The sequence below is a fragment of the Streptomyces sp. NPDC085931 genome (genome assembly GCF_044540565.1).
Taxonomy (GTDB): Bacteria; Actinomycetota; Actinomycetes; order Streptomycetales; family Streptomycetaceae; genus Streptomyces.
Map to the genome: position 1 here is coordinate 224767 of NZ_JBITSK010000003.1, position 21725 is coordinate 246491.

At 71.7% G+C, this 21725-nt stretch carries 23 protein-coding genes and 2 pseudogenes; 15 read left to right on the forward strand and 10 right to left on the reverse strand.

Translation table 11 applies throughout. The features are described 5' to 3' along the window. Positions 1-4: 4 nt before the first annotated feature. From ACIGAN_RS07065 to ACIGAN_RS07080, 4 genes are read left to right on the forward strand one after another with little or no spacing between them, the layout of a single operon-like run. Positions 5-1090, forward strand: a complete 1086-nt coding sequence (locus ACIGAN_RS07065) for a MupA/Atu3671 family FMN-dependent luciferase-like monooxygenase (protein WP_399855664.1) — start codon at positions 5-7, stop codon at positions 1088-1090. Next, positions 1080-2342 carry an MFS transporter gene (locus ACIGAN_RS07070; protein ID WP_399855666.1) on the forward strand — a complete coding sequence of 421 codons (1263 nt, stop codon included), beginning with the start codon at positions 1080-1082 and terminating at the stop codon, positions 2340-2342. Before ACIGAN_RS07065 ends, ACIGAN_RS07070 begins: the two co-directional genes overlap by 11 nt. Continuing rightward, entirely contained in the window at positions 2339-3118 is a 780-nt protein-coding gene (locus tag ACIGAN_RS07075) for an aspartate/glutamate racemase family protein (RefSeq protein WP_365096719.1), read from the forward strand. Before ACIGAN_RS07070 ends, ACIGAN_RS07075 begins: the two co-directional genes overlap by 4 nt. Further along, positions 3115-4407: an ATP-grasp domain-containing protein gene (locus ACIGAN_RS07080; protein WP_399855668.1), complete on the forward strand. Its 1293-nt coding sequence runs from the start codon at positions 3115-3117 to the stop codon at positions 4405-4407. The genes ACIGAN_RS07075 and ACIGAN_RS07080 overlap by 4 nt, the downstream gene beginning before the upstream one ends. Before the next feature lie 225 nt (positions 4408-4632). Here ACIGAN_RS07080 and ACIGAN_RS07085 read toward each other — a convergent pair whose 3' ends face one another. Beyond that, entirely contained in the window at positions 4633-5229 is a 597-nt protein-coding gene (locus ACIGAN_RS07085; protein WP_399855671.1) for a TetR/AcrR family transcriptional regulator, read from the reverse strand. Between the two features lie 141 nt (positions 5230-5370). Here ACIGAN_RS07085 and ACIGAN_RS07090 point away from each other — a divergent pair, with 141 nt between their 5' ends. Together ACIGAN_RS07090 and ACIGAN_RS07095 are read left to right on the forward strand one after the other, a co-directional pair. Next, a complete protein-coding gene (locus tag ACIGAN_RS07090) occupies positions 5371-6357 on the forward strand; it encodes a zinc-dependent alcohol dehydrogenase family protein (RefSeq protein WP_399855673.1) in 987 nt (328 codons plus the stop codon). Positions 6358-6501: 144 nt separating this feature from the next. After that, positions 6502-6609 (forward strand): annotated as a pseudogene (locus ACIGAN_RS07095) (oxidoreductase); the annotation flags it as partial. Positions 6610-6637: 28 nt separating this feature from the next. On the opposite strand, the gene ACIGAN_RS07100 reads toward ACIGAN_RS07095, so the two are convergent. Next, positions 6638-7492, reverse strand: coding sequence for an NAD-dependent epimerase/dehydratase family protein (locus ACIGAN_RS07100; protein ID WP_365741282.1), 855 nt, complete (start codon positions 7490-7492; stop codon positions 6638-6640). Positions 7493-7624: 132 nt separating this feature from the next. Here ACIGAN_RS07100 and ACIGAN_RS07105 point away from each other — a divergent pair, with 132 nt between their 5' ends. From ACIGAN_RS07105 to ACIGAN_RS07115, 3 genes are all read left to right on the forward strand, one after another. Further along, complete coding sequence (locus ACIGAN_RS07105; protein WP_399855676.1) at positions 7625-8473, forward strand: helix-turn-helix transcriptional regulator; 849 nt, start codon at positions 7625-7627, stop codon at positions 8471-8473. A 166-nt stretch (positions 8474-8639) separates the two neighbouring features. Then, positions 8640-9164 (forward strand): hypothetical protein, encoded by a 525-nt coding sequence (locus ACIGAN_RS07110; RefSeq protein WP_399855679.1) that lies wholly within the window; start codon positions 8640-8642, stop codon positions 9162-9164. Positions 9165-9287: 123 nt separating this feature from the next. Beyond that, positions 9288-9539: a hypothetical protein gene (locus ACIGAN_RS07115; protein WP_365741277.1), complete on the forward strand. Its 252-nt coding sequence runs from the start codon at positions 9288-9290 to the stop codon at positions 9537-9539. Positions 9540-10120: 581 nt separating this feature from the next. Here the strand turns inward: ACIGAN_RS07115 and ACIGAN_RS07120 are convergent. Together ACIGAN_RS07120 and ACIGAN_RS07125 are read right to left on the reverse strand one after the other, a co-directional pair. Further along, positions 10121-10951 (reverse strand): SAM-dependent methyltransferase, encoded by an 831-nt coding sequence (locus tag ACIGAN_RS07120; RefSeq protein ID WP_399856221.1) that lies wholly within the window; start codon positions 10949-10951, stop codon positions 10121-10123. Between the two features lie 231 nt (positions 10952-11182). After that, positions 11183-12460 carry an MFS transporter gene (locus tag ACIGAN_RS07125; RefSeq protein WP_399855681.1) on the reverse strand — a complete coding sequence of 426 codons (1278 nt, stop codon included), beginning with the start codon at positions 12458-12460 and terminating at the stop codon, positions 11183-11185. 75 nt (positions 12461-12535) lie between these two features. On the opposite strand from ACIGAN_RS07125, the gene ACIGAN_RS07130 reads away from it, so the two are divergent. Continuing rightward, positions 12536-13102 carry a TetR-like C-terminal domain-containing protein gene (locus ACIGAN_RS07130; protein WP_399855683.1) on the forward strand — a complete coding sequence of 189 codons (567 nt, stop codon included), beginning with the start codon at positions 12536-12538 and terminating at the stop codon, positions 13100-13102. Between the two features lie 49 nt (positions 13103-13151). Here ACIGAN_RS07130 and ACIGAN_RS07135 read toward each other — a convergent pair whose 3' ends face one another. The 3 genes and pseudogenes from ACIGAN_RS07135 to ACIGAN_RS07145 all read right to left on the reverse strand — a co-directional run bounded on the left by ACIGAN_RS07135 (position 13152) and on the right by ACIGAN_RS07145 (position 15189). Further along, complete coding sequence (locus tag ACIGAN_RS07135; protein WP_399855685.1) at positions 13152-13685, reverse strand: AAA family ATPase; 534 nt, start codon at positions 13683-13685, stop codon at positions 13152-13154. Between the two features lie 97 nt (positions 13686-13782). After that, positions 13783-14308 (reverse strand): annotated as a pseudogene (locus ACIGAN_RS07140) (DUF1062 domain-containing protein). A 17-nt stretch (positions 14309-14325) separates the two neighbouring features. Then, positions 14326-15189: a LysR family transcriptional regulator gene (locus tag ACIGAN_RS07145; protein ID WP_399855688.1), complete on the reverse strand. Its 864-nt coding sequence runs from the start codon at positions 15187-15189 to the stop codon at positions 14326-14328. A 93-nt stretch (positions 15190-15282) separates the two neighbouring features. Between ACIGAN_RS07145 and ACIGAN_RS07150 the strand changes: the two genes are divergently transcribed. Then, positions 15283-16182 carry an aldo/keto reductase family oxidoreductase gene (locus ACIGAN_RS07150; RefSeq protein ID WP_399855690.1) on the forward strand — a complete coding sequence of 300 codons (900 nt, stop codon included), beginning with the start codon at positions 15283-15285 and terminating at the stop codon, positions 16180-16182. Between the two features lie 87 nt (positions 16183-16269). Here the strand turns inward: ACIGAN_RS07150 and ACIGAN_RS07155 are convergent, their stop codons facing one another. Beyond that, complete coding sequence (locus ACIGAN_RS07155) at positions 16270-16869, reverse strand: TetR/AcrR family transcriptional regulator (RefSeq protein ID WP_399855692.1); 600 nt, start codon at positions 16867-16869, stop codon at positions 16270-16272. An 81-nt stretch (positions 16870-16950) separates the two neighbouring features. On the opposite strand from ACIGAN_RS07155, the gene ACIGAN_RS07160 reads away from it, so the two are divergent. From ACIGAN_RS07160 to ACIGAN_RS07175, 4 genes are all read left to right on the forward strand, one after another. Continuing rightward, positions 16951-17997 carry a zinc-binding dehydrogenase gene (locus ACIGAN_RS07160; protein WP_399855694.1) on the forward strand — a complete coding sequence of 349 codons (1047 nt, stop codon included), beginning with the start codon at positions 16951-16953 and terminating at the stop codon, positions 17995-17997. Continuing rightward, a complete protein-coding gene (locus ACIGAN_RS07165) occupies positions 17994-18596 on the forward strand; it encodes an NADPH-dependent F420 reductase (protein ID WP_399855696.1) in 603 nt (200 codons plus the stop codon). Before ACIGAN_RS07160 ends, ACIGAN_RS07165 begins: the two co-directional genes overlap by 4 nt. 63 nt (positions 18597-18659) lie before the next feature. Then, the gene (locus ACIGAN_RS07170) at positions 18660-19781 is read left to right on the forward strand and encodes an alkene reductase (protein WP_399855698.1); all 1122 of its coding nucleotides are present in this window, start codon (positions 18660-18662) and stop codon (positions 19779-19781) included. 232 nt (positions 19782-20013) lie between these two features. Then, complete coding sequence (locus ACIGAN_RS07175; RefSeq protein ID WP_399855700.1) at positions 20014-20598, forward strand: GNAT family N-acetyltransferase; 585 nt, start codon at positions 20014-20016, stop codon at positions 20596-20598. A gap of 110 nt (positions 20599-20708) precedes the next feature. Here the strand turns inward: ACIGAN_RS07175 and ACIGAN_RS07180 are convergent, their stop codons facing one another. After that, entirely contained in the window at positions 20709-21425 is a 717-nt protein-coding gene (locus tag ACIGAN_RS07180) for an AraC family transcriptional regulator (RefSeq protein ID WP_399855702.1), read from the reverse strand. Further along, the gene (locus ACIGAN_RS07185; protein WP_399855705.1) at positions 21308-21721 is read right to left on the reverse strand and encodes a cupin domain-containing protein; all 414 of its coding nucleotides are present in this window, start codon (positions 21719-21721) and stop codon (positions 21308-21310) included. Before ACIGAN_RS07185 ends, ACIGAN_RS07180 begins: the two co-directional genes overlap by 118 nt. Between the last annotated feature and the right edge of the window lie 4 nt (positions 21722-21725).

The window sequence follows — 21725 nt, forward strand, 5'->3', positions numbered from 1 at the left end:
CCCCTTGCGCTTCAGCGTCATGTTCTTCGCCTCCGGCGAGGCGGCCCCGCAGGAGACGTGCCGGACGGTGCTGGAGACCAGCCGCTTGGCCGACGCACACGGCCTGGACGCGGTGTGGACTCCCGAACGGCACTTCGACCAGTTCGGCAGCGTCTTCCCCAACCCGGCGCTCACCAGCGCCGCGCTGGCCACCGCGACCGAGCGCATCCAGCTGCGCGCCGGCAGCCTGATCTCGCCGCTGCACCACACCGTGCGCATCGCCGAGGACTGGTCCGTCGTCGACAACTGGTCGTCCGGCCGTGCGGCGGTCTCCTTCGGCTCCGGCTGGAACGCCAACGACTTCGTGCTGGCCCCCGACGCCTACGCGTCGCGGCACCAGGTCATGCTGGAGCAGATCGACACGGTGCGCGCCCTGTGGCGGGGGGAGGAGGTCGAGCTTCCCAACGGCACCGGGCAGCCCTTCGCGGCCCGCCTGCATCCCAGGCCCGTCCAGCCGGAACTGCCCGTCTGGATCACCTCCTCGGGCAACCCGAGGACCTTCCAGGACGCCGGGTCGCGCGGCCTCAACGTGCTGACCCACCTCATCGGCCAGAACCTGGAGCAGCTCGCCGAGAAAGTCGCTCTCTACCGCAAGGCCCGCGCGGACGCCGGCTTCGACCCGGCCACCGGGACGGTCTCCCTGATGCTGCACACCCACCTGGACACCGACCCGGAGGCCGCCGAGGCCCGCAGCCGCGCGCCGTTCCGCGACTATCTGCGCTCCGCGGTGAAGCTGGAACTGCGGGCGGCGCAGGGCGGCGGCACCATCAGCGGCGGGCACGTCCTGCCCGACGACGAGATACCCGAGGACCTCCTCGACGAGTTGCTGGACGCCACCTACGAGCGCTACCTGGAGAACGGCTCCCTGATCGGTTCCCCGGACACCTGCCGGGGCATGGCCGAGCGGGTGGCGGCGGCGGGTGTCGACGACATCGCCTGCCTGGTCGACTTCGGCGTGCCCAGCGAGCGGATCCCCGCGGTGATCCCGCTGATCGCCGCCCTCGCCGGCGACCGCGGCACCGGACGTGAGGTCGTCGAGAGTGAGCACTGACCTCGCCCGCTGGGCACGTCTGCGCGATGTGCTGATGCTGCAACGGCGTGAGACCAGACTGCTGCTGGCGAGTGTGACCGCCGACTCCTTCGGCACCGGCATCTTCACGGCGACCTCGGTCCTGTTCTTCACCACCGTCCGCGGCTTCAGCGTCTCCGCCGTCGGCCTGGCGATCTCCCTGGGCAGCCTCTGCGCGTTCTTCCTCGGCCCCCGCATCGGCGCCCTCGCGGACCGGGTCGGGCCGCAGAAGGGCCTCATCGTGCTGTTCGGCGTACGGGCCGTGGGGTACGGCCTGTACCTGCTCGCCGAGCAGTACTGGCTGTTCGTGGTGCTCGCCTGTGTCGTGACCACGGCCGACCGGGCGAGCCCCGCCATCAACCAGGCCCTGATGGGCCGGCTGTTCGAGGCCAAGGACCGGGCGACGATCCTGGGCACCGTGTTCTCGGCGCGCAACGGGGCGATCGTGCTCGGCTCGCTCGCCGCCACCCTGCCCGTCGTCACCGGCTCCAGCGCCCTGTATCTGGTGGGCATCGGGATCAACGCCGCGTCCTTCATCGTCGCCGCGCTCCTCGTGGCCCGGCTGGACGTCCCGAAGGCGGAGCCCGCGGCCCCCCGGCAGGACAAGGAACGCCGCGGCGGCGGGGCCTCCCCCCTGCGCGACCGCCGGTACCTGGCCATCACGGTCGTCAACGGCGTGGCCCAGACGCACAACACGATCCTGTCCCTGGTGCTGCCCCTGTGGATCGTCCACGCCACCAGCTCCCCCAACTGGAGCCTGACCGCGCTGCTCGCCCTCAACGGCGCGCTGGCCATGGCGGCCCAGGTACCGGTGAACCGGATGTTCGCCGACTTCTCCGCCGCCCTGCGCGCCTCGGCGCTCGGCGGTGTCGCCGTGTGCGCCGCGTGTCTCGCCTACGCCGGGGCCGGGGCGGTGGGCGACGCCTGGGTGGCGCTCGCGGTCCTCGTGGTCGCCATGCTCGCCCACACCGCCGGCGAGAGCCTGTTCATCGCGAGCACACCGCTGTCCTTCGAACTCGCGCCGAAGGAGTCGCTCGGCCGGTACCTGTCCTTCTACAACCTGGGCCGGGTGGGCCAGGACCTCGTCGGGCCGCTGCTGATCGTGGGACCGCTCGTGGACCGGGGCACCCCCGTGTGGCTGCTCGTCGGCGTGGTCGTGCTGCTCGGCGGGCTCGTGCCCTGGGCCCTGCTCAAGGACGACGCCCTCGCCGTGGACGGACGGTCGGCGCGGTGAGCGCGGTCACCTCCGGGTACCGGACCGCGACGCCGGCCACCGCTCCGGTGGCCTCCGGCATCGTCGGTGTGCTCGGCGGCATGGGACCGGCCGCCACGGCCGACTTCTTCGCCAAGCTGGTACGGGAGACGCCCGCCGCCAGTGACCAGGAACATCTGCGGACGCTGGTGTGGTCCGACGCCTCGGTGCCGGACCGCACCGACGCGATCCTGTCGGCCGGACCGAGTCCGCTCCCCCGCCTGCTCGAAGGGGTGCACCTGCTCCAGTCGGCGGGGGCCGCGATCATCGCCATGCCCTGCAGCACCGCGCACGCCTTCCTCCCGGAGCTGCGGCGGGCCTCGACGGTCCCCATCCTCAGCATGATCGACGCCAGTGTGCGCCGGCTGCGCGCGTCCGCGCCGGCGGTCTCCCGGGTGGGGCTGCTCGCCACCACCGGCACACTGGTGACCGGCCTGTACCAGGAGGGTCTGCGCGAGCAGGGCATCGACGCGGTCGTCCCCCCGCCGCTGCTGCAGCAGCGGTCGGTGATGCGGGCGGTGCGGCTGATCAAGGCAGGCGAGCCGGAGGTCGCCGCACAGGCACTGGCCCCGGCGGTGAGAAGCGTCGCCGGGGCCGGAGCGGGCATGATCGTCGCAGCATGCACCGAACTCCCCCTGGTGCTCGGTCACCAGGCCGAGAACCTCCCCGTCTTCGACACCACCACGGCACTGGCCCGGGACGCCGTGGCCCTCGCCCGGCGTCTGTCGCGCCCCGACCACACGAAGGAACGACCATGAACACGCGTGTCTGCCTCGTCTCGCCCAAACCACCGATGCTCGAACGGGCCAGGCGGCTGAAGCTGGACGTGGTCTGCGTGTACACCCCCGAGGAGTTCCGCAAGCTCCCCGCCGACGCCGTGCACGACGAGGTCTGCCTGGTGCTCCGTCACCCGTCCGACCCGCAGGAACTGGTGGACTCGGTGCGCGCGCTGCACGACCGTTCGCCGTTCGCGGCCGTGCTGACCGTCCAGGAGGAGGGCGTCATCACCGCCGCCCTGCTCAACGACGCGCTCGGCCTGAACGGTGTCTCCTCCGAGACCGTGGCGCTGCTGACCGACAAGTGGCGCATGCGCCGGCACACCGCGGAGCGCGGCGTCAGCGCCGTGCGGGCGGCTGTGGCGTCGTGCCTGGAGGACATCAGGGAGTTCGGGGCGGCCCATGGCTACCCGTTGATCGCCAAGCCGTTGGGCGGCTCCGCGAGCATCGGCATCCACAGGATCGACAGTGCCGAGGCGGCCGAGTCCGCGTACGCCACGCTCAGCGGTCTCGACCTGAAGCAGTTCCTGCTGGAGGAGTACCTCGAAGGCCCGGAGATCAGCGTGGACGCTCTCTCCTTCGACGGGCGCCATGTGCCGATCGCCATCGCGGACAAGATCACCGGCACGGGATTCGTCGAGTTCGGACATGCCATCCCCGCCCAGCTGGACCCTTCCGTGGAGGAGGAGGTGTGCCGCACGGTGTCCGACTTCCTCGACGCGGTCGGTCTGCGCAACGGCCTGTCGCACACCGAGCTGAAACTCACGCCGGCCGGGCCCCGGGTGGTGGAGAGCCACAACCGGCGCGGGGGCGACCGGATCAACACCATGACGCACGCCGTTCACGGCATCGACCTGGAGGAGGCCGGCCTGGCCTGGGCCGCGGGTCTGCTCCAGCCGCTCACCGAGCGTCCCGCGGCGAACGGCGGTGCGGCCGTGGTCTTCTTCGAGGCGGAGCCCGGCCGCCTGGTCGCCATCGAGGGCGCCGATGAGGCGCGCGCCCACGCCGGTGTCGTCGAGTTCCACCTCAACTTCCAGGTGGGCCAGCTCATCCCCCGGGTCCGCTGGTCGCTCGACCGGGCCGGGTACGTGGTGGTGACGGCCGAGACGGCCGGGGCCGCGCGGGAACTGGCCCGGTCGCTGGCCTCCCGGGTGCGGTTCGTGACCGAGCCCGACCCGGCGGCCGAGGAGGACGGTGCGCAGGGGCTTCGCCGCTACCGCGACCTCGTGGCGGAACTCAATCAGGTCCCTCACGTCGATGCCCTGACGTGAGCAGCTGACCGTCGAGCCGGGCAGGGCGCCCCCGTTGCGGGAGTCGCCCTGCCCGGCTCGTTCCCACGTCGACCCGCGCTTGTACGATCCGCAACCGGGTGTGGTCCTGGTCGATTTCGGCGGCGCTGATGACCGCCCTCACCAACGCGTCGGCAGGAGCGCCTGCTTCGGCGGAGACCCAGGGTCGGCGTACGCCTGACCGTGCGGGCCGGCGCCGAGATCACCTCACTCGGCGGTTCCGGCGTGCTGTGGGGTCTGGGCGAGGACGGCGGCCCGGGCGGCCGTCTTGGCGGCGTCGACGACCGCCCGGTCCTGCAGCAGGCGTCCGGAGGCCAGGGCGCCGTCGATCAGCAGCCCCAGATGTGCGGCCAGCGCAGCCGGCTCCGCCGCTCCCGCGGCTCCGGCGAGGTTGGTCAGCCACTCCTGGCGGCGCCGGGTGTGGGCGACGGTGGCCTCATGGGCCTTCGAGTCGAGTTCGGCCTCGACCGCGGCGCTGATGAAGGGGCAGCCGAAGAATCCGTGGCGGTCGAAGGACGCCAGCAGCGCGTCGAACAAGCCCACCAACCGCTCGGCGGGGTCGGCCCCCGCCGCTTCGGCCGCCGCCTGCAAGCGCCCCATCCACGACTCGTCCGTGCGCCGCAGGTAGGCGGCGATGAGTTCGTCCTTGGTGCGGAAGTGTGCGTACAGCGTGGACTTCGCCACCCCGGAATCGGCGATGACCTGGTCCACCCCCACTCCCCGCAGTCCGTGCCGGTGGAAGAGGCCTGCCGCCGTCTCGAGGATCTTCTGCTCGGTGTTCGTCTTGCGTACGCGCGTCGCCATACAAGACAGACTAGTCCGTTCCTCTCGGCGCTTCCGGCCGCTGCTCCCGACCTCTGTTGCCCCTCTTAATCGAACGGACTAGTCTGTCTGATTAGCCGGGTCGCCCCGGCACGGGAACGACGGACGGAAGAGGGTGCTGTGATGCGTGCGGTGGTGCTGGAGAACGTCGCCGGCCCGCTCGAGATGCGGGAGATCGACCGGCCGACGCCCGGGGAAGGGCAGGTGCTGGTGCGGATCCATGCCAGCGGCGTCAATCCGCTGGACATCAAGATCAGGGCGGGCCGGGCACCGCACGCCCGGGTGCGGCCACCGGCCGTGCTGGGCATGGACCTGGCCGGCCAGGTGGTGCGGACAGGCCCCGGAGTCGACGGCTTCACGGTGGGCGACGAGGTGTACGGCCTGACGGGAGGCGTCGGTGACCTGCAGGGCTCGCTGGCGGAGTACGCGGCGGTCGACGCCCGCCTGCTGGCCCGCAAGCCGGCCACGCTGTCGATGCGTGAGGCAGCCGCTCTGCCGCTGGCCGTGATCACGGCCTGGGAGGGCCTGGTGGACCGCGCCGGTGTACGGCCCGGCCAGAAAGTCCTGGTGCAGGGCGGCGCGGGCGGCGTGGGCAGCGTCGCGGTGCAGATCGCCGCCGCCCACGGCGCCGAGGTGTTCGCCACCGCCTCGGAGGCCAAGGCGCCGCTCGTGCGGCACCTCGGGGCGGTACCGATCGACTACACCACGGTGCCCGTGGACGAGTACGTCGCCGAGCACACCGGCGGTGCCGGTTTCGACATCGTCTACGACACCGTGGGCGGCCCGGTCCTGGACGCCTCCTTCCAGGCGGTGCGCACCTACACCGGCCATGTGGTCAGCTCGCTGGGCTGGGGCACCCACGCGCTGGCACCCCTGTCGTTCCGGGGAGCCACCTACTCCGGCGTCTTCACCCTGCTGCCGATGCTGACGGGCCAGGGCCGGGAGCATCACGGTGAGATCCTGCGCGAAGCCGCGGTGCTGGCGGACGAGGGCAGGCTGCGTCCCCTGCTGGACGAGACCCGCTACAGCCTCGGACAGGTGGCGGACGCCCACCAGGCCGTGCAGAGCGGCACGGCCGGCGGCAAGGTCATCGTCGACGTCGTGGCGTGACGCACGCCGCGCGGCCTGCCGCACACCGGGCCCTCCCGCACAGGCCCGGGCCGGTCAGCGGCGGGAGGGCCGCCGGGGACGCCAGGGAGGCGAGGGCCTGCGCGCTGCGACTGCCCGGCTGCGCCGATCCCACCGGCAGTACAGCTCGCCATCCCCGCATCCGCCGTCGCCGAGGCGATCGGCTTCGCCCTCGACCAGCCGGTCACCGTGGACGTCAACGAGATCGTCGTACGCCCCACCGCCCAGGGCTGAGGGAGTCACGGACCCGGCGCGGGGGCCTTCACAGGGCCCCGGCGTCCCGGGCCGTCCAGACGCTCGGGTAGATCGGCCGGAAGCCGAGCTCGCGGCGGATGCGCTGGTTGGACATGATCCCGAACCACGGGTCGGGGTCCGTGAGGTCGTGCAGCCCGGCCGGTACCTCGACGCCGTTGAGCTGGTAGAGCTCGACCGTGGTGACGGGGGCGTCATCGGCGACGTTGTAGATCCGGCCGGCGATGCCCGGCGCGTACAGCAGACGCAGCAGCCCCTGGGCGACATCCGCGTGGTGGGCCATCTGCAGGCGCTGGTGGGGTGCCCAGCGGGCGGCCCAGTGCAAGGCGTTGGCCAGATGCGGGTCGCCCTCGCCGTAGACGAAGGGCAGCCGCCCGATGCGTACGTCCAGGCCGTCGAGCGCGAGCAGTCCGCGCTCGGCCTCCGCCTTGGACTCGGGGTAGGCGCCCCACAGCTCGCCGCCCGGCCGGCTCTCGTCCTCCTCGGTCAGTGGGCGGCCCCGGCCGACGCCGTACACGTTGCCCGTGCTGACCTGCACGAACCGCGCCACGCCCGAGGCCTGCGCGGCGCGGCCCAGGGCCAGGGCGGCGTCCCGGTTGACGGCCCACGCCTCCTCGTCCGGCACGCCGCGGAAGGAGGCCGCGATGTTCACGACGGCGTCCACCCCGGCGAGCGCCTTGCCGAGGGTCTCCTCGTCGCGCATGTCCCCGACGGCGACCTGGGCGCCGAGCTCCTGGAAGCGCTCGCCGCGGGCCGCGTCCCGGACCAGGACCCGCACCTGCTCGCCCGGCTGCCGCTGGGCCAGCAGCCTCGGCACGAAACGGCGCCCGACCTGTCCTGTCGTACCGGTCACCAACGTCAGCATGATGTGCTCCTCACGTGCTCGCCTGTCGTCGACGACCAGCTTCGGCGGATGCGGGGACGACCGGGAGAGCCCTTCCGATCAGGGGATCGGGAGTCCCTGGATAAGCCGGCCGGCCTCCCGCACCCTGGAGGGGTGAACCGAGCCGAACTCGCCGACTTCCTCCGCCGCGGCCGCGCCCGCCTGGACCCCACCGACGTGGGACTCACGCCCGGAGCCCGCCGCCGTACACCGGGGCTGCGCCGCGAGGAGGTGGCCCAGCTGGCCGGCGTGTCCGTGGACTACTACACGCGGCTGGAACAGTCCCGGGGCCCGCGCCCGTCCCGCCAGATGCTCACCGCGCTGGCCCGCGCCCTGCGCCTGACGGAGGACGAACGCGACCACCTCTTCCATCTGACCGGTGAACAGCCGCCGCGCCGGGAGGCGACCAGCACGCACGTGCGTCCGGGTCTGCTCCTGGTACTGGACCGGCTGCACGACACCCCGGCGATGGTGGCGACCGACTGCGGCGAGGTCCTGGCCCAGAACGCGCTGTCGCGGGCACTGAGCGGAGACGTCCTCGCCGGCCCGCCCCGGGGACGCAACATGATCCGCCGCTTCTTCCTGGACCCGGCGGCCCAGGAGCTGTTCCCGCCCGAGGACCGCCCGGAGCGCGCCCGCGAGCAGGTCGCCGGTCTGCGGGCGGTGGCCTCGGCCCGCCCCACGGACCCCGAACCCGCCGCCCTCGTCACCGAACTGCGTGCCGCGAGCGAGGAGTTCGCGCACCTCTGGGACGAGCACGAGGTCGCCGTACGTCGCGCCTCCACGAAGCGCTTCCGGCATCCTGCGGTCGGCGTCCTCGAACTCGACTGCGAGGTCCTCGTCAACTCCGAGCACCATCAGCAACTCGTCATCCACACGGCCCGCCCGGGCACGGAGTCGTACGAGCGCTTGCAGTTGCTGCGGGTGGTGGGGTTGCAGGTCCTGACACCGACGAACTCCTGAACGCGCGCACGGCTTTCGCATAGGCGAGCCGTCGTGCCGGTGCCGGTGGCTGATACCGACGGGCGGTGGCTGATGCCGGTGGCCTCGCCCGGTCAGATGAACGGGAGAGGGCGGGGTATCCGAGGAGACGACGCTGACCCGCTTCCCGTAGACGGAGGTATGCGCCGTGCTCTCCCTCAAGCGCTTACTCGACCGCAGTCTGACCGCGCAGGCGACCCTGATCTTCCTGCTGGGACTGGGTGTCACGGCCCTGTTCCGCAGGGACGAGCACCCGGCTGTCTGGGTGTTCCACAGCGCCCTCTACACCGGCGTCGCCATCGCGGTCCTGGCCGTCCAGCGCCGGCGGGCCGCTCGAGCCGTGGGCACCGACGCGGGCGGACTCGCCGATCTGAGCCGGAAGATCCGCCACCAGCAGGTGCCCCGGGACCCCCAGGAGCAGGCGGCCATGCGACGGCTCGTCGCCGAGCAGCTCGGCCAGCTGGAACGGGCGGGCAAGTGGCTGCCGTACTGGGTCCGCGCCATGGGCCTCATCGCGGTCGGCATGCTCGTCCTGGGCGCCGCCACCGGGTCCCTCACCTTCCCGGTCCTCTTCACACTCGGCATGGCACTGCTGTGCACCTGGGTCCTGTGGATGCGCCGCCGCTCCCTCGACCGCCTCCACAGGATGCGCCAGGCCCTGCGCGAGCAGTGACCGGCGGGACGGGACGAGGACGGTGGGCAAGTCCGCGAAATCGGTGGCCCTTTGAAGCGGTGAACTCGCGTGGCGGGGGTACCGACGGGGCAAGGCAAGAGGTTACGGCCCGGAAGGGTGACGATGGGTTCGATCAGTCAGTTGCGACAGCTCAGGGGCGTGTATGCGGGCGGTGTGGTGGCCTGGACGTTCTGCCTGCTGCTGAACCTGGTCCAACGTGACGGTTCGGCACGGCAGTTGGTGCTGCTGGTTGGGCTGCTCGCCGTCTTCCTCGTCCTGCTGCTCTGGTCGGCCTGGTGCCTCCGGGAGGCCAGGGCACACCGCAGGGTGAACCGTGCCGCACGCACGGCGAACGCACACGCCGAGTCGTCCTGACCCGAGCGGGCTCCACGAACGGGCCTCCACCAACGGGCCTCTGCGGCGGACCGGCCGTGGCTAGTGGCGGCGGGGCCAGTGCTGCGCGGAGGGGGTCGAGCATCGCTCGCCACTGCTTCGAATCCGCCGGGCCGACCCGGTTCGGGGCCGGCCCGGCCTCGTCGTCGAGGACGCGGGCGAGAGCCTCGCGGGCGATCAGGCACCTGGCCAGGAACTCAAGCCTCCGAGCGAGGGGTGCGTCCCTCGAAGTCTCGGCGTACCGCAGCGCCCTGGTCCTCGATCAGCCCACTCTCATCGGGGAATTCGAGAACCGTCCCGCAGTGGTTGCACAGTTTTCCGTCTTCGGCCGGCGCACCGCACGCCTTGCAGAAGCGGTTGCCCGTCTCGTTCTCGGTCCCCTGTGTCATGACTCTCCTGGGAGTGGTTCGACCTGTCGGATGTCCGAGCGCAAGTACCCGTGTCGCGGAAGGTGATACACCACGCCTGACCGGGATGCCGTGGGAACCAGGCGGGCCCGGCTGCCGGAACCTCCGCTCTGCGGCCGTCCGAGGCCCGACCGCCTTGCGTTCCCGGGGGTACGCCTACGGTTTTCGGGCCAGGCCGGCCGCGATGAGGTGTTCCCAGACCGTGAGCTCTCGTCCTTCGCCGCTGTTCCACGGAGCGTCGTCGGACTTGTCGGGGCGCCACAGGGGCGCCGCGACGATACCGGGGTCGAGGATCTCCAGGCCGTCCAGCAGGGAGGCGATCTCCGCGTCCGTGCGCCACCGGCCGCGCCCGAACGTCTGCTGCAGGACCTTCTCGGCCTCGATGGTCTCGGGGTTGTTGCCTGAGCGGAAGTGGCTGATGAAGAAGTGGCTTCCGGAGGGCACGTGGTCGCGCCAGTAGCGGACGATGCCGGCCGGGTCCTCATCGTCGTTGACGTGGTGAAGGATGGCGCTGAGGATGACGGCCACGGGGCGGGAGAAGTCGATGAGCTCCAGCGTGACGGGATGGGAGCGGATGCCCTCGGGGTCGCGCACATCGACCGCGACGACGCGGGTGCGGTCGTTGTCCTCCAGCAGTGCGCGGCCGTGGACCAGCACCTGGTCGTCGATGTCGACGTAGACGACTCGGGACTCGGGGGCGTGGCGTTGTGCGACCTGGTGGACGTTGTCCGCCGTCGGCAGGCCGCTGCCCAGGTCGATGAACTGCCGGATGCCGGTGGTCCGGGCGATCTCCCTGACCGCGCGGGTCAGGGCCGCGCGGTTGGCGAAGGCGATGGCCACCGAGCCGGGGAGGTCGCGCTTGAACACGTCGCCGACTTCACGGTCCACGGCGTAGTTGTCCTTGCCGCCGAGCAGGTAGTCGTACACGCGGGCAATGCTCGGCTTTCCCGGGTCGATGGAAGAACCTTCGTACGTCATGGCGGCCATTCTTTCCGGCGGCACGGCCTGCCCACCTCCGTTTTCCGCACTCCAGCCGGTCAGCCCGCGTCAGCGGCCGCCACCGCCCGGGCATCAGGACTGCCGACCGGCCCAGGCCGGGGACGAGATGGCGCAAAAGTGGTCAGTTCGAGGATGCGGGGCGCCCGGTGTCACGCCGGGCGCCCCGCGGGGTGCTGCTCCAGGGCGGGCGCCCGGTTTGTTCACGACGCGCCGCGGCTCCTACCGGGAGGTCGCGGCGGCCGCGGTGCGGGTGGCGCGCAGGCGCTGCGCGAGCAGGGCGAGGGCGCACAGCAGGGCGACCGTCGCCGCGTACACGACGAACGTCTGCCGCAGGCCCGCGTGGGTGGTGGCGATCCCGGCGATCACCGCGGGGATGCTGAAGGACAAGTACGAGATGACGAAGGCCACGGAGAAGAGCTCACTGCGTTCGGCGGGGCGGGCTATCCGCGCCAGGGTGCCGAAGCTGGCGAGCGCGGAGCCGCCGAAGCCGACGCCCGCTGTCGCGGTACCGAGCGCGGCGGTGACGAGGGAGTGCTCCTGAACACCGATCAGGGCGATGGCCGTGCCGGCGAGAAGGAGACCGGCGCTGGTGGCGAGGGTGCGTCCGACGGGCCAGCCGCGCAGGGCCAGGGCGGTGAGGAAGGCCGGACCGGTCAGCAGCGTGACCACGAGTCCACCGACGACATGGCTGGACAGGCCGAACAGGCCGGCGGCGACGGACGGGCCCAGGGAGAGGTAGAGGCCGCCGAGCGCCCAACTGGCGATGAGGATGGGCACCAGGCTCAGAAGGTCAGCTCGCAGATGGGGCGCGATGCGCAGGCGGGGCTGGAGGGAGCGGGCAGCACCGGGACGCCGCAGTGAGGTCTCCGGCAGTGCCGACAGGACGGCGCCTGCCACGACCAGTGCGGCCAGCAGCAGCACGTAGACGAGCCGGGTGGGGTGCGGCTCGTATTCCACGAGAAGACCGCAGCCCAGGGAGCCGAGCGCCAGGCCGAAGGTGGGCGCGGTGCCGGTGACGATCCCGGCACGGTGCGGGGCGTGGCTGGGGTTGAGGTCGGCCAGGGCGGCTCCGAGGGTGGTCATGGCGGCCCCCGTGGCGATGCCCTGGACCAGTCTCGCGATCAGCAGCACCCCGACGTCGCCCGCCGTGAGGAACAGGACCATGGAGACGGCTTCGAGGGCGATCGCGGACAGCAGGACCGGGCGGCGGCCGAGATGGTCGGAGAGCGCGCCCAGGACCAGCAGGGCCGCGATCATGCCCAGCACATAGACGGCGAAGACGGTGGTGAGAGTGGACGCGGAGAAGTGCCACTGCTCTTGGTAGACGACGTAGAGCGGGGACGGTGCGCTGGAGGCGGCCATGAACAGCACGAAGACGACCGCGAGGGCGGCGAAGGCGACGGGGTGGCTCAGCCGTCGCCGCCCCGGAACGGGTGCGGCGCCGCCCAGGGGCGAAGGCGGGGACGGCTGGAGCTGCGAAGGGACGGGTCCGGACATCAAGCGACTCCAAAAGCAGTGATCGATGCGTTAAGACGCTACCACTAACGCAATGATCAGTGCGATAATTTCTCCATGGCTGAATCGTCCACTCAGGCACGCCCCGGCGGTCGCTCCGCGAAGGTCAGGGCCGCCGTGCATCGCGCCGTCGCGGAACTCCTCGCGGAGGAGGAAGCCGAGACGCTGACGCTCCCGGCTGTCGCCGCCCGCGCCAAGGTGCACCCCACGACCCTCTACCGCCGCTGGGGGTCGACCGCCCAGCTGCTCACCGATGTCGCCACCAGCCGTTTCAGTGACGACCTGGTCGTCCCCGAGACCGGCTCACTCGCCGGTGACCTGGAACGCTGGCTCGCCGACGTCGCCACCGACGTCGCAGATCCCGACACGCTCGCCCTCATGCGGGCCACCATCGCCGCCGGACCGGCGGGCGGCTGCGCGTGCGTCGAGGATCGCCATCGCCAGCTCGGCGCCATCCTCCAGCGCGAGTTCGACCGAGCGGGATCCGCACCCGACGTGGAGAGTGCCGCCGACTTCCTGCTCGGTCCGCTCTACTACCGCGCGATCTTCACTTCCGAGCCGGCCTCCGCGGACTGGGCGCGCGGCCTCGTGGCGACCTACTTGTCGACACTTCGGACGTCATGAGCCTCGGGCCGGCCCGCCGCCACCGGTGGGTACGGTGTGCGGCTGCTGGTCAGCGGTCCGTGGCGGGCAGGTGCGCCAGGCCCGTGTCCGACATGATGCGGGCGACGGTCTCGTGCAGGGCGCTGCCGGCGCCGATGACGGTCTCGAGCCGGCCGGGCAGCAGATCCCGCGGCCGGTACCAGTCGCGCAGCTCTGTCTCGTCGACCGCGTCGGCGATCGGTTTGGTCGCGTGCCGGGCGAGGGTCTCCTCGAACGGCACGTCCAGGTAGTAGGCGTGGGTCGGTCCGCGATGGTCGGCGCGCAGTCGCGTGAGCATGCCGCCGTAGTGGTCGGCGTAGAGGATGCCCTCGATCACGACGTGGTACCCGGCGTCCAGGGCGTAGCGGGCGGTCAGGTCGATGAGGCCGATGTTCGCGGCGCCGGGGCGGTCGCGCTCGCGGAGCACGACGCGACGGAGATTGTCCTGCTCGACCAGGGCCAGACCGCGGCCGAACTTCTCCCGCAGACCGGCCGCGACGGACGACTTCCCCGAGGCGCTGTTGCCTCGCAGCACGACCAGCCGGGTCTCTTCGGTGCCCACCATCACGGACCTCAGGCTACCGACGGCCGGTCACAGCGATGGGCGCTGTTCGCCAGCCGCCGACGTCGCGCCATGAGCAACGGCTCAGCGTCTGTCGGGCTCAACGTTTCAACGTGAAGCTGAAGTCACCGCAGAGCGTGCCGCCCAGCCGGACCGCCGACACGAGTCTCCCTGCGGTGATCAGTCTGCCGACCTCGGCCCGTGGGAGGCCGCAGCCTCGAGCGATCAGCCGGGCGGGCCGGACCGGGATGCGTGCGGCGAAGCGCACCGAGACGTCGATGACCTCGCGGTCGATGTGGTCCGACCCGTTGGTGTCCAGACCACGCGTCCTCCCAGTCGAGGGCGATGTGGTTGCGGTGCCCGAAGGCAGGGTCCTGGAGCAACTCGGCCGCCAGCGTGGTGTCGTTGGCGTGCAGCCGGTTCAGCAGGCCGGGGCGTACGGAACGCACCGGGGCCCGCTCCAGGAGCGTGAGCTTCGCCGTCTCGCCGCATACGGTGCACAGGACGAGAAGCCAGGCATCGATGCGTTTGTGATGCGCGTTGACGCGGAACTTCCCGTCAGCCCTGGCACGCGATGAGGCGCAGGTGTGGCAGCGGCGGACGACGAGCGGCAGGCGGGTGGGCATGACCACCCAGTGAGTGACTACAGCCGGGTAGCAGTGTGGATCAGCCCGGCCAGGGCGCGCGAGCGGCTGTGCGCGGGCCAGGCGATGTGGGTGACGACGGGGGGCGCGTCGTCGAGCGGGACGGCGGCGTGTTCGGCCCACAGCCAGGCGCGGGCGGATTCGGGGAAGACCGCCGCGGTGCGCCCGAGAGCGATCAGCTGGGCCAGTTGTGTCTGGTCGTGGATCTCGGGGCCCGGGCCGGGTGGGAAGGTGCCGTTGCGAGACCAGCGGGCGAGCGGGAGGCCGGGGATGTCGCCGACCTCGGCCAGGGACAGGCTCTTGCGCGCGGCGAATGGGTGCCCGGCGGGGAGGATGGCGATCTGGCCCTCGGTCATCAGCTCCTCGCTGTCGAAACCGGCGAGGGTGTTGAACGGCGTGTGCATGAGCGCCACGTCCGCCCGGCCGTCGCGCAGCATCTCCCCCTGCTCGCACGTGCCGCTCGGCAGCACCTCGATCTCGGCGGCATCGGGCTCGGCCGCGTAGGCGTCGAGGAGTTTGTGCAGCAGCTCGTGGGACGCACCGGCCTTCACCGCCAGCACCAGCCGGTTTCCAGGGCCGCCCGAACCGTCGGCGCCGCCGGCGCGCCGCGTGCGGCGAGCTGCGGCGGCGACCGCGTCGAGGGCTGCGCGGCCCTCGTCCAGCAGCGTCTGTCCGGCGTTCGTGAGGGCGACACCGCGGCGGTTGCGCTGCAGCAGGCTGACGCCGAGGCGCCGCTCGAGCTGCTGGACGGCCCGGGACAGTGGTGGCTGGGCCATGCCGAGGCGCTCGGCGGCACGGCCGAAATGCAGCTCCTCGGCGACCGCCACGAAGTACCGCAGCTCGCGGGTCTCCAGCGTGTCCATGGCCACAGCCTACTTCGGTGATACCCGCCGGGTATGGCAGGTCACCGCATCGGTATTGGCTGCGCCGCTCGGGGTGGGGCGAGCATCGACGGCATGAGCGAAACCCTGAACACACCCTCCGCCCAACTGCCCGGCGGTACCTGGACCCTGGGCGATCTGACCGTCACCCGCTTCGGCTACGGGGCCATGCAGCTGGCCGGCCCCGGGGTCATGGGCCCGCCCGCCGACCGCGACGGCGCTCTCGCCGTCCTGCGTGCGGCGGCCGGACTCGGGATCAGTCACATCGACACCTCAGGGGCGTACGGACCGCGCGTCACGAACCGGCTGATCCGGGAAGCGCTGCACCCCTATCCCGCATCGCTGCACCTCGTGACCAAGGTCGGCGCGGTCCGTGATCAGCAGGGCGGCTGGCCGCCTGCCCGACGGCCCGAGGACATACGCCGCGCCGTGCACGAGAACCTGGAGGACCTCGGCGTCGACACGCTCGACGTGGTCAATCTCCGGCTCGGCGACGCTCAAGGGCCCCGGCCCGGTTCGCTCGCGGAGCCCTTCGAAACCCTCGTCGAACTTCAGCAGAAGGGCCTGATCCGGCACCTCGGGGTGAGCAACGCGACGGCGGAGCAGGTCGCCGAGGCGCGGGGAATCGCGCCGATCGTGTGCGTGCAGAACATGTACAACCTGGCCTACCGCCGGGACGACGCACTGATCGACGAACTCGCCGGCCAGGGCATCGCCTACGTACCGTTCTTCCCGCTCGGCGGCTTCACGCCCCTGCAGTCCACGGCGCTCTCCGCCGTGGCCGCCCGGCTGGACACGACGCCGATGTCGGTCGCCCTGGCCTGGCTGCTGCACCGGTCACCGAACATCCTGCTCATTCCCGGCACCTCGTCGGTGGCGCACCTGCGCGAGAACGTCACCGGCGCGGGACTCTCGCTCTCCAGCGAGGAACTCACCGAGCTGGACAAGATCGGCCACGGCGGCATGTCTCTGTGACAGTGGCCTGTCCGATCGCTGCCCTGTCCGGTCACTGACCTGTCTGATCGCCGACCTGTCTGTTCGCCGACCTGTCTGTTCGGATGATCAGTCGAGGGCGTGAGCGCGGCAGGTCCGCAGGATCTCCTCGGACAGGTCGGGCTGGACGTGACGCACGGCCCGGGCGAGCACCATCGCCCCGACCAGCGTGCTGAGCAGCAGCACGGCCCGTTCCCGTGCCTGGTCCGGGGTGATCTCCTCGTCCTGCTCACGGGCGAGTTCTGCCGCGAAACCCGTGAGATATCCCTCGACACCGGCGGCGTACGAGCTCTGGATCGTGTCGTTGTGCCGCCCGGCATCGGTGACCAGGGAGGCGGAGGGGCAGCCGCCGTCCGGGGCGTCGCGGTGGGCGACCGAGAGATAGTCGTCCACCACGCGCCTCAGCGGTGAGCCGGCGGGGTCGTCCCCTTGCGCCACGGCCTGCTCCAGGACGCCCAGCGACGCCTCGAACGAGGCGCTGCACACCTCGGCGGCCAGATCGTCCTTGGACGCGAAGTGGTTGTAGAAGCCTCCGTGCGTCAGGCCCGCTTCCTTCATCAGTTCCGCGATCCCGACGGCGTCGATGCCCTGGGCGCGGAACATGCGTCCGGCCGCCTCAACGATGTTCTGCCGGTTCCTGGCCTTGTCTTCCCTGGTGATCCGCGGCATGCCCGCCCTCCGGCATCGACTGTGTTTGACGGTTTCAAGGTTACCCCTCATCATTGTTTTAATGTTGTCCATCATTAAAAGGTGAGTGGAGAAGCCATGCGCACGGTGGTGCACACCCGGCTGGGGGAACCCGCCCAGGTACTCGCGCTGCGGGAGCAGCCCGACCCGCCGCGTCCCGGCGCCGGCGAGGTCCTGGTCCGCATGCTGGTCCGGCCGGTCCACCCGGGTGACCTGGTCGGTGTCGAGCAACTGCCGGGCCTGCCGGAGCAGTTGCCGGAGGCCCGGACTCCCGGGGTCGAGGGGATGGGGGTCGTCGAGAGCGTCGGGCCGGAGGTGCGCACGCTGCGTCCCGGCCAACGCGTGGCGGTCTTCCCGGCGCCGGGGACGTGGGCCGATGTGGTCGTCGTCGCGGCCGACCGGGCCGTGCCGGTGCCCGATGAGGTCAGCGACGAGACCGCCGCCCTGATGCTGGTCAATCCGCTGACCCTGCGCATGCTGTACCGCGCGCTGGAGAACGCCCTGCGCGGGCGGGAGGGCGCCGTCCTGCAGACGGCCGCCGGCTCCTCCGTCGGCCGTCTGGTCAGCGTGGCCGCAGTCCGGCACGACCTGCCCCTGATCAACCTCGTACGCAGCGAGTCCGGTGCCCGGAAGATGCGAACGCTGTACCCCACCCTGCCCGTCATCGCGACCTGCGACGACGACTGGCCGGAGCAGGTCCGCCGCCAGGCCGGCGACCGGGGCGTTCAGGTCGTCCTCGACTGCGTCGGCGGTGCCATGACCCGGGACCTCGTCGAGCTGCTCGCCGACGGCGGCACGTTGCTCTCGTACGGCCGACTCGGCTCCGGCAGCACCGCGTTGGAGCAGCTGCCACTCGTCCACCGGGCGCTGACCGTGCGGGGCGTGACCGTGCTGCACTGGATCGGCCGCACCCCGGAAGAGCGGGCCGAGGACGTCGCCTTCGCCGTGGACCTGGCCCGGAACACCCCGGAGCTGCTCGAAGTGGCGGCCAGCTACGACCTCGCCGACTTCAAGGCCGCCATCGAGCACGCCCGCCGCCCGGCCAAGAGCGGCACCGTCCTGCTCACCACACCACGGGCCACCGACTCCGGGCAGGGGGACGCCCGATGAGGATCGGAACGCTCGGAGCCGGCACCATCGCCCAGGCCGTCGCCCGGCACGCGATCCGCCACGGTCACGAGGTCGTGCTCAGCAACAGCCGAGGACCCGCCTCCCTGGCCCCGCTGGTGAAAGACCTCGGCGCACGCGCGACGGCCGCGCCCCCTGCCGAGGCCGCCGCCTCGGATCTCGTCGTACTCGCGGTCGGCTGGCCGCAGGTACCCGACGTGGCCGCCCAACTCCCGCCCCTGAACGGGAGCATCGTCATCGATGCCACCAACCAGTTCGCCTCCCCTCCCCCGAACGCGGAGATCGCCGACCTGGGCGACCTCACCGGAAGCGAATACGTGGCCTCCCTGCTTCCCGGCGCGCGCGTGGTCAAGGCCTTCAACGCCCTCTTCGCGCAGTACATCGCACCCGATCCCCGCCACGAGGCCGGGCGTCAGGTGCTGTTCCTCGCCGGCGACGACCTGGACGCCAAGAACACCGTGAAGGGCCTGACCTCGCAGTTCGGCTTCGCGCCGGTCGATCTCGGCACGCTGCGCGAGGGAGGCCGCCTCATTCAGCTCGGCGGGCCCCTGTCCGGCCTCCACGTCCTCAAGCAGGACTGACTCCACCCCCTGTTCCCGCTCCTCGTGTCCGCGAGGAGCACCCTCCGTCGCGAAAGAGACCTCATGTCCGACCCGACTCCGGCATCCGGTACCCAGCCCCTCCTGCAGCCCGTCCGGCTGGGCGCGCTCGAGCTGCCCAACCGTGTCGTCATGGCACCCATGACGCGCTCCCGCGCCACCAACGCGGAACTGGCCCCCACCGCCCTGCACGCCACCTATTACACGCAGCGCGCCAGTGCCGGCCTGATCGTCACCGAGGGGACCTGGGTCAGCCCGGACGCCATCGGCTTCATCCACGTCCCCGGCATCTACACGGACGCTCAGACCGCGGGCTGGGCCGAGGTCACCGCAGCCGTGCACGCCGCCGGGGGGAGGATCGTCTCGCAAATCGGCCACGTCGGGGCCGTTTCCCATCCCGACCACCTCGGTGGCCGGCTCCCCGCGGGTCCCTCGGCGATCAACCCGCAGGAGATGTCCTTCACCCCCGGCGGCCCCAAGGAGACGGTGACGCCCCGCGCCCTGACCGCGGCGGAGATCGCCACCACGATCGACAGCTACCGGAAGGCGGCCGCCAACGCCCTGCGCGCCGGCTTCGACGGTCTGGAGATCCACGCCCAGGCGTCCCACCTCGTGGCCCAGTTCCTCAACCCCCGCCTCAACCGGCGCAGTGACGCCTACGGCGGCAGCAGCGAGAAGCGGGCCCAGTTCCTCTTCGACATCGTGGACGCCGTCAGCAGCGTGTGGGGCGGCGACCGCGTCGGCGTCAAGCTCTCCCCCTACTGGCGCCACGAGCCGTCCTTCACCGCGGACGCCGAGGTGCTGGCCGACTACGACCTGCTCCTCAAGCGCCTCGGCGACACCGACCTGGCCTACCTCCATCTCCTGGGACCGGAGCCCGGCACGAGCACCGACGACGCCTTCACGGCGTTCGCCCGCTACCGCGCCCACTACAGCGGCGCCGTGATCGCCAACCTCGGCTTCACCCAGGCGAGCGGCAACGAGCTGCTCGAACGAGGGCTGGCCGACGCGGTTTCCTTCGGCGCCCCCTTCATCGCCAACCCGGACCTCGTCGAGCGGTTCGCGCACGGCCATCCCCTTACCGAGGGCGACCGCGACACGTACTACGGCGGTGACGAGAAGGGATACACGGACTACCCGACCGTGAGCGGCTCCCAGACCTGCTAGGCGACTCGCCGCCCCTGCTCGGGGGCCCGTTCGTGTCCCGTCTTCGCGCACTCCTCGGCCGGCCCTCGCAGCGACGCCGTCTCCGGATCGCCGCCCCGGCCCAACGCGAGGATCGCCGGCATGCCTTTGCGGGGCCGGTCACCGTGCACGCCCGCTCGGGAACACCCGGACGTCCGCCTTGCTGCACAATGCTTGCAATAAGGTCTCGGTCGCAGGAAGAGGAGGGGGTCCCGTGACCGTTGCGTCAAGCCCCGTCGTGCGCGTCCTGCACGGCGGGGACGTCCTTGCCCACGTCCACACTCTGCGCTCGGTCTACGTCGACGCCTACTGCGGACCGCCCTGGAACGAGGACGAGGGGAAGGCCGATGAGTTCGTCGCGCGCCTGGCGGAAGACACTCGGCGTCCCGGGTTCACCGCCGCCGTGGCCTCCGCAGGCGGGGAGGTGCTCGGCTTCGCCGGCGGGTGGACCACTCCCTGGCCCTTCCCCACGGACCGCTGCTATCCGCAGGCCGCCGCCGGCCTCGGTGCCCGGCGGGCCGAAGACTGGCTGTGCGGCGCCTTCGAAGTGGACGAACTCGCCGTCCGGCCCGGCGCGCACGGCACCGGGATCGCCGGACATCTGTTGCAGGCGGTGACCGCGGACGCCCCCGAGGGCCGCTCCTGGTTGCTCACCTCCGTCCAGGCACCCCGAGCGATGGCCTTCTACCACCGCCAGGGCTGGACGCAGGTCACCCACCCCTCCCCCGACGGCAACGGCATCGTCGTCTTCCTCGGCCCGGACCATCCCGCCCGCCACCTCGTCCCACCGCCGTCCTGAACCGCGACGCCGACCGGCCTGCGTCGGCGCCGCGCGGGCACCACCCGCTACGCCACCCGGGCGGCAGGCCATTGCCGTGGCTCGCGGAGCCGTAGCCGCCGTGGCCTCGGCTACCCCGACCGGAGAGCGCCCGGCACCGCCGGAGCCGCCGCCGCGCGGTACCTGCTGGGGCTCTGGCCCTTGTGGCGTTTGAACGCGGCGCTGAAGCCGAAAGCGTCGGCGTAACCGACGGATCTGGCGATCTGGGCGACCGTGAGGTCGGTGTCGATGAGCAGCGCCGCAGCCTCGTCCAGGCGGCATTCGGTGAGGTAGGCGAGGGGTGGACGGCCCATCAGCTGCGTGAAGCGCTTGGCGAACAGGGCCCGGGAGACGCCGGAGCGGGCGGCCAGCGAGGCCACCGTCCACGCCTGGGCGGGCTGGTCGTGGAAGGACCGCAGCGCGGGGGCGAGGACCGGGTCGGCGAGGCCCCGGTACCAGCCGGGCGCGTCGTCGCCCGCCTGCTCGAACCAGCTGCGCAAGGTGCACACCAGGGCCCAGTCGAGGAGCCGGTCCATCAGCGCCTGCGAACCGGCCGATTGCCGGGCCGCGTCGGCGGCGGCCGTCTCCAGCCACGCACAGACCTCGGCGTCCTCCTCGACCACCAGCAGGGGCGGCAGGGCACGCAGGAGCCGCTCGTGACGGTGGCCCGAGGCACGGTAGGCGCCCACGATCAACGCGGTCGCGTCCTCCGAGTCGGCGCCCCAGTGGATACCGCCCAGTTCCTGGGCGGCGCATGCGGTGCTCGCCGTGAAGCAGGCGATCTCGTAGGCGGCGTGAGGGCCGTGCACGTCGCGGGGTGGTCCACGAGGTGGAAGGGTTCGGGGCCGCGCACCAGGGCCGTGTCGCCCGCACCGACGGCGCGTTCGGTTCCGTCGGGCAGCAACAGGGTGCCACCGCCGCGCAGCACGCAGATCATGGTCAGTGGCGCGGCGTCGGCGAAGCGGATGGTCCAGGGCCGGGTCAGCACGGCACGGGTGACGACCGACCCCTCGGCCCGGATGCCGCTCAGCAGCGAACTCAGAGGATCCACGGAGACCACCGTAGACGATCGCCTATGTTCTGGAGCGCTTCTCCCATGGATCATCCAT

What these genes read in the sequence shown, in the direction of transcription:
- ACIGAN_RS07185 (WP_399855705.1), bottom strand. Translation starts at nt 21,721, where the DNA reads ATGATCCATGGGAGAAGCGCTCCAGAACATAGGCGATCGTCTACGGTG.
- ACIGAN_RS07170 (WP_399855698.1), top strand. Translation starts at nt 18,660, where the DNA reads ATGTCCGACCCGACTCCGGCATCCGGTACCCAGCCCCTCCTGCAGCCC.
- ACIGAN_RS07165 (WP_399855696.1), top strand. Translation starts at nt 17,994, where the DNA reads ATGAGGATCGGAACGCTCGGAGCCGGCACCATCGCCCAGGCCGTCGCC.
- ACIGAN_RS07125 (WP_399855681.1), bottom strand. Translation starts at nt 12,460, where the DNA reads ATGTCCGGACCCGTCCCTTCGCAGCTCCAGCCGTCCCCGCCTTCGCCC.
- ACIGAN_RS07080 (WP_399855668.1), top strand. Translation starts at nt 3,115, where the DNA reads ATGAACACGCGTGTCTGCCTCGTCTCGCCCAAACCACCGATGCTCGAA.
- ACIGAN_RS07145 (WP_399855688.1), bottom strand. Translation starts at nt 15,189, where the DNA reads ATGGACACGCTGGAGACCCGCGAGCTGCGGTACTTCGTGGCGGTCGCC.
- ACIGAN_RS07130 (WP_399855683.1), top strand. Translation starts at nt 12,536, where the DNA reads ATGGCTGAATCGTCCACTCAGGCACGCCCCGGCGGTCGCTCCGCGAAG.
- ACIGAN_RS07155 (WP_399855692.1), bottom strand. Translation starts at nt 16,869, where the DNA reads ATGCCGCGGATCACCAGGGAAGACAAGGCCAGGAACCGGCAGAACATC.
- ACIGAN_RS07135 (WP_399855685.1), bottom strand. Translation starts at nt 13,685, where the DNA reads ATGGTGGGCACCGAAGAGACCCGGCTGGTCGTGCTGCGAGGCAACAGC.
- ACIGAN_RS07115 (WP_365741277.1), top strand. Translation starts at nt 9,288, where the DNA reads ATGGGTTCGATCAGTCAGTTGCGACAGCTCAGGGGCGTGTATGCGGGC.
- ACIGAN_RS07120 (WP_399856221.1), bottom strand. Translation starts at nt 10,951, where the DNA reads ATGGCCGCCATGACGTACGAAGGTTCTTCCATCGACCCGGGAAAGCCG.
- ACIGAN_RS07100 (WP_365741282.1), bottom strand. Translation starts at nt 7,492, where the DNA reads ATGCTGACGTTGGTGACCGGTACGACAGGACAGGTCGGGCGCCGTTTC.
- ACIGAN_RS07085 (WP_399855671.1), bottom strand. Translation starts at nt 5,229, where the DNA reads ATGGCGACGCGCGTACGCAAGACGAACACCGAGCAGAAGATCCTCGAG.
- ACIGAN_RS07090 (WP_399855673.1), top strand. Translation starts at nt 5,371, where the DNA reads ATGCGTGCGGTGGTGCTGGAGAACGTCGCCGGCCCGCTCGAGATGCGG.
- ACIGAN_RS07150 (WP_399855690.1), top strand. Translation starts at nt 15,283, where the DNA reads ATGAGCGAAACCCTGAACACACCCTCCGCCCAACTGCCCGGCGGTACC.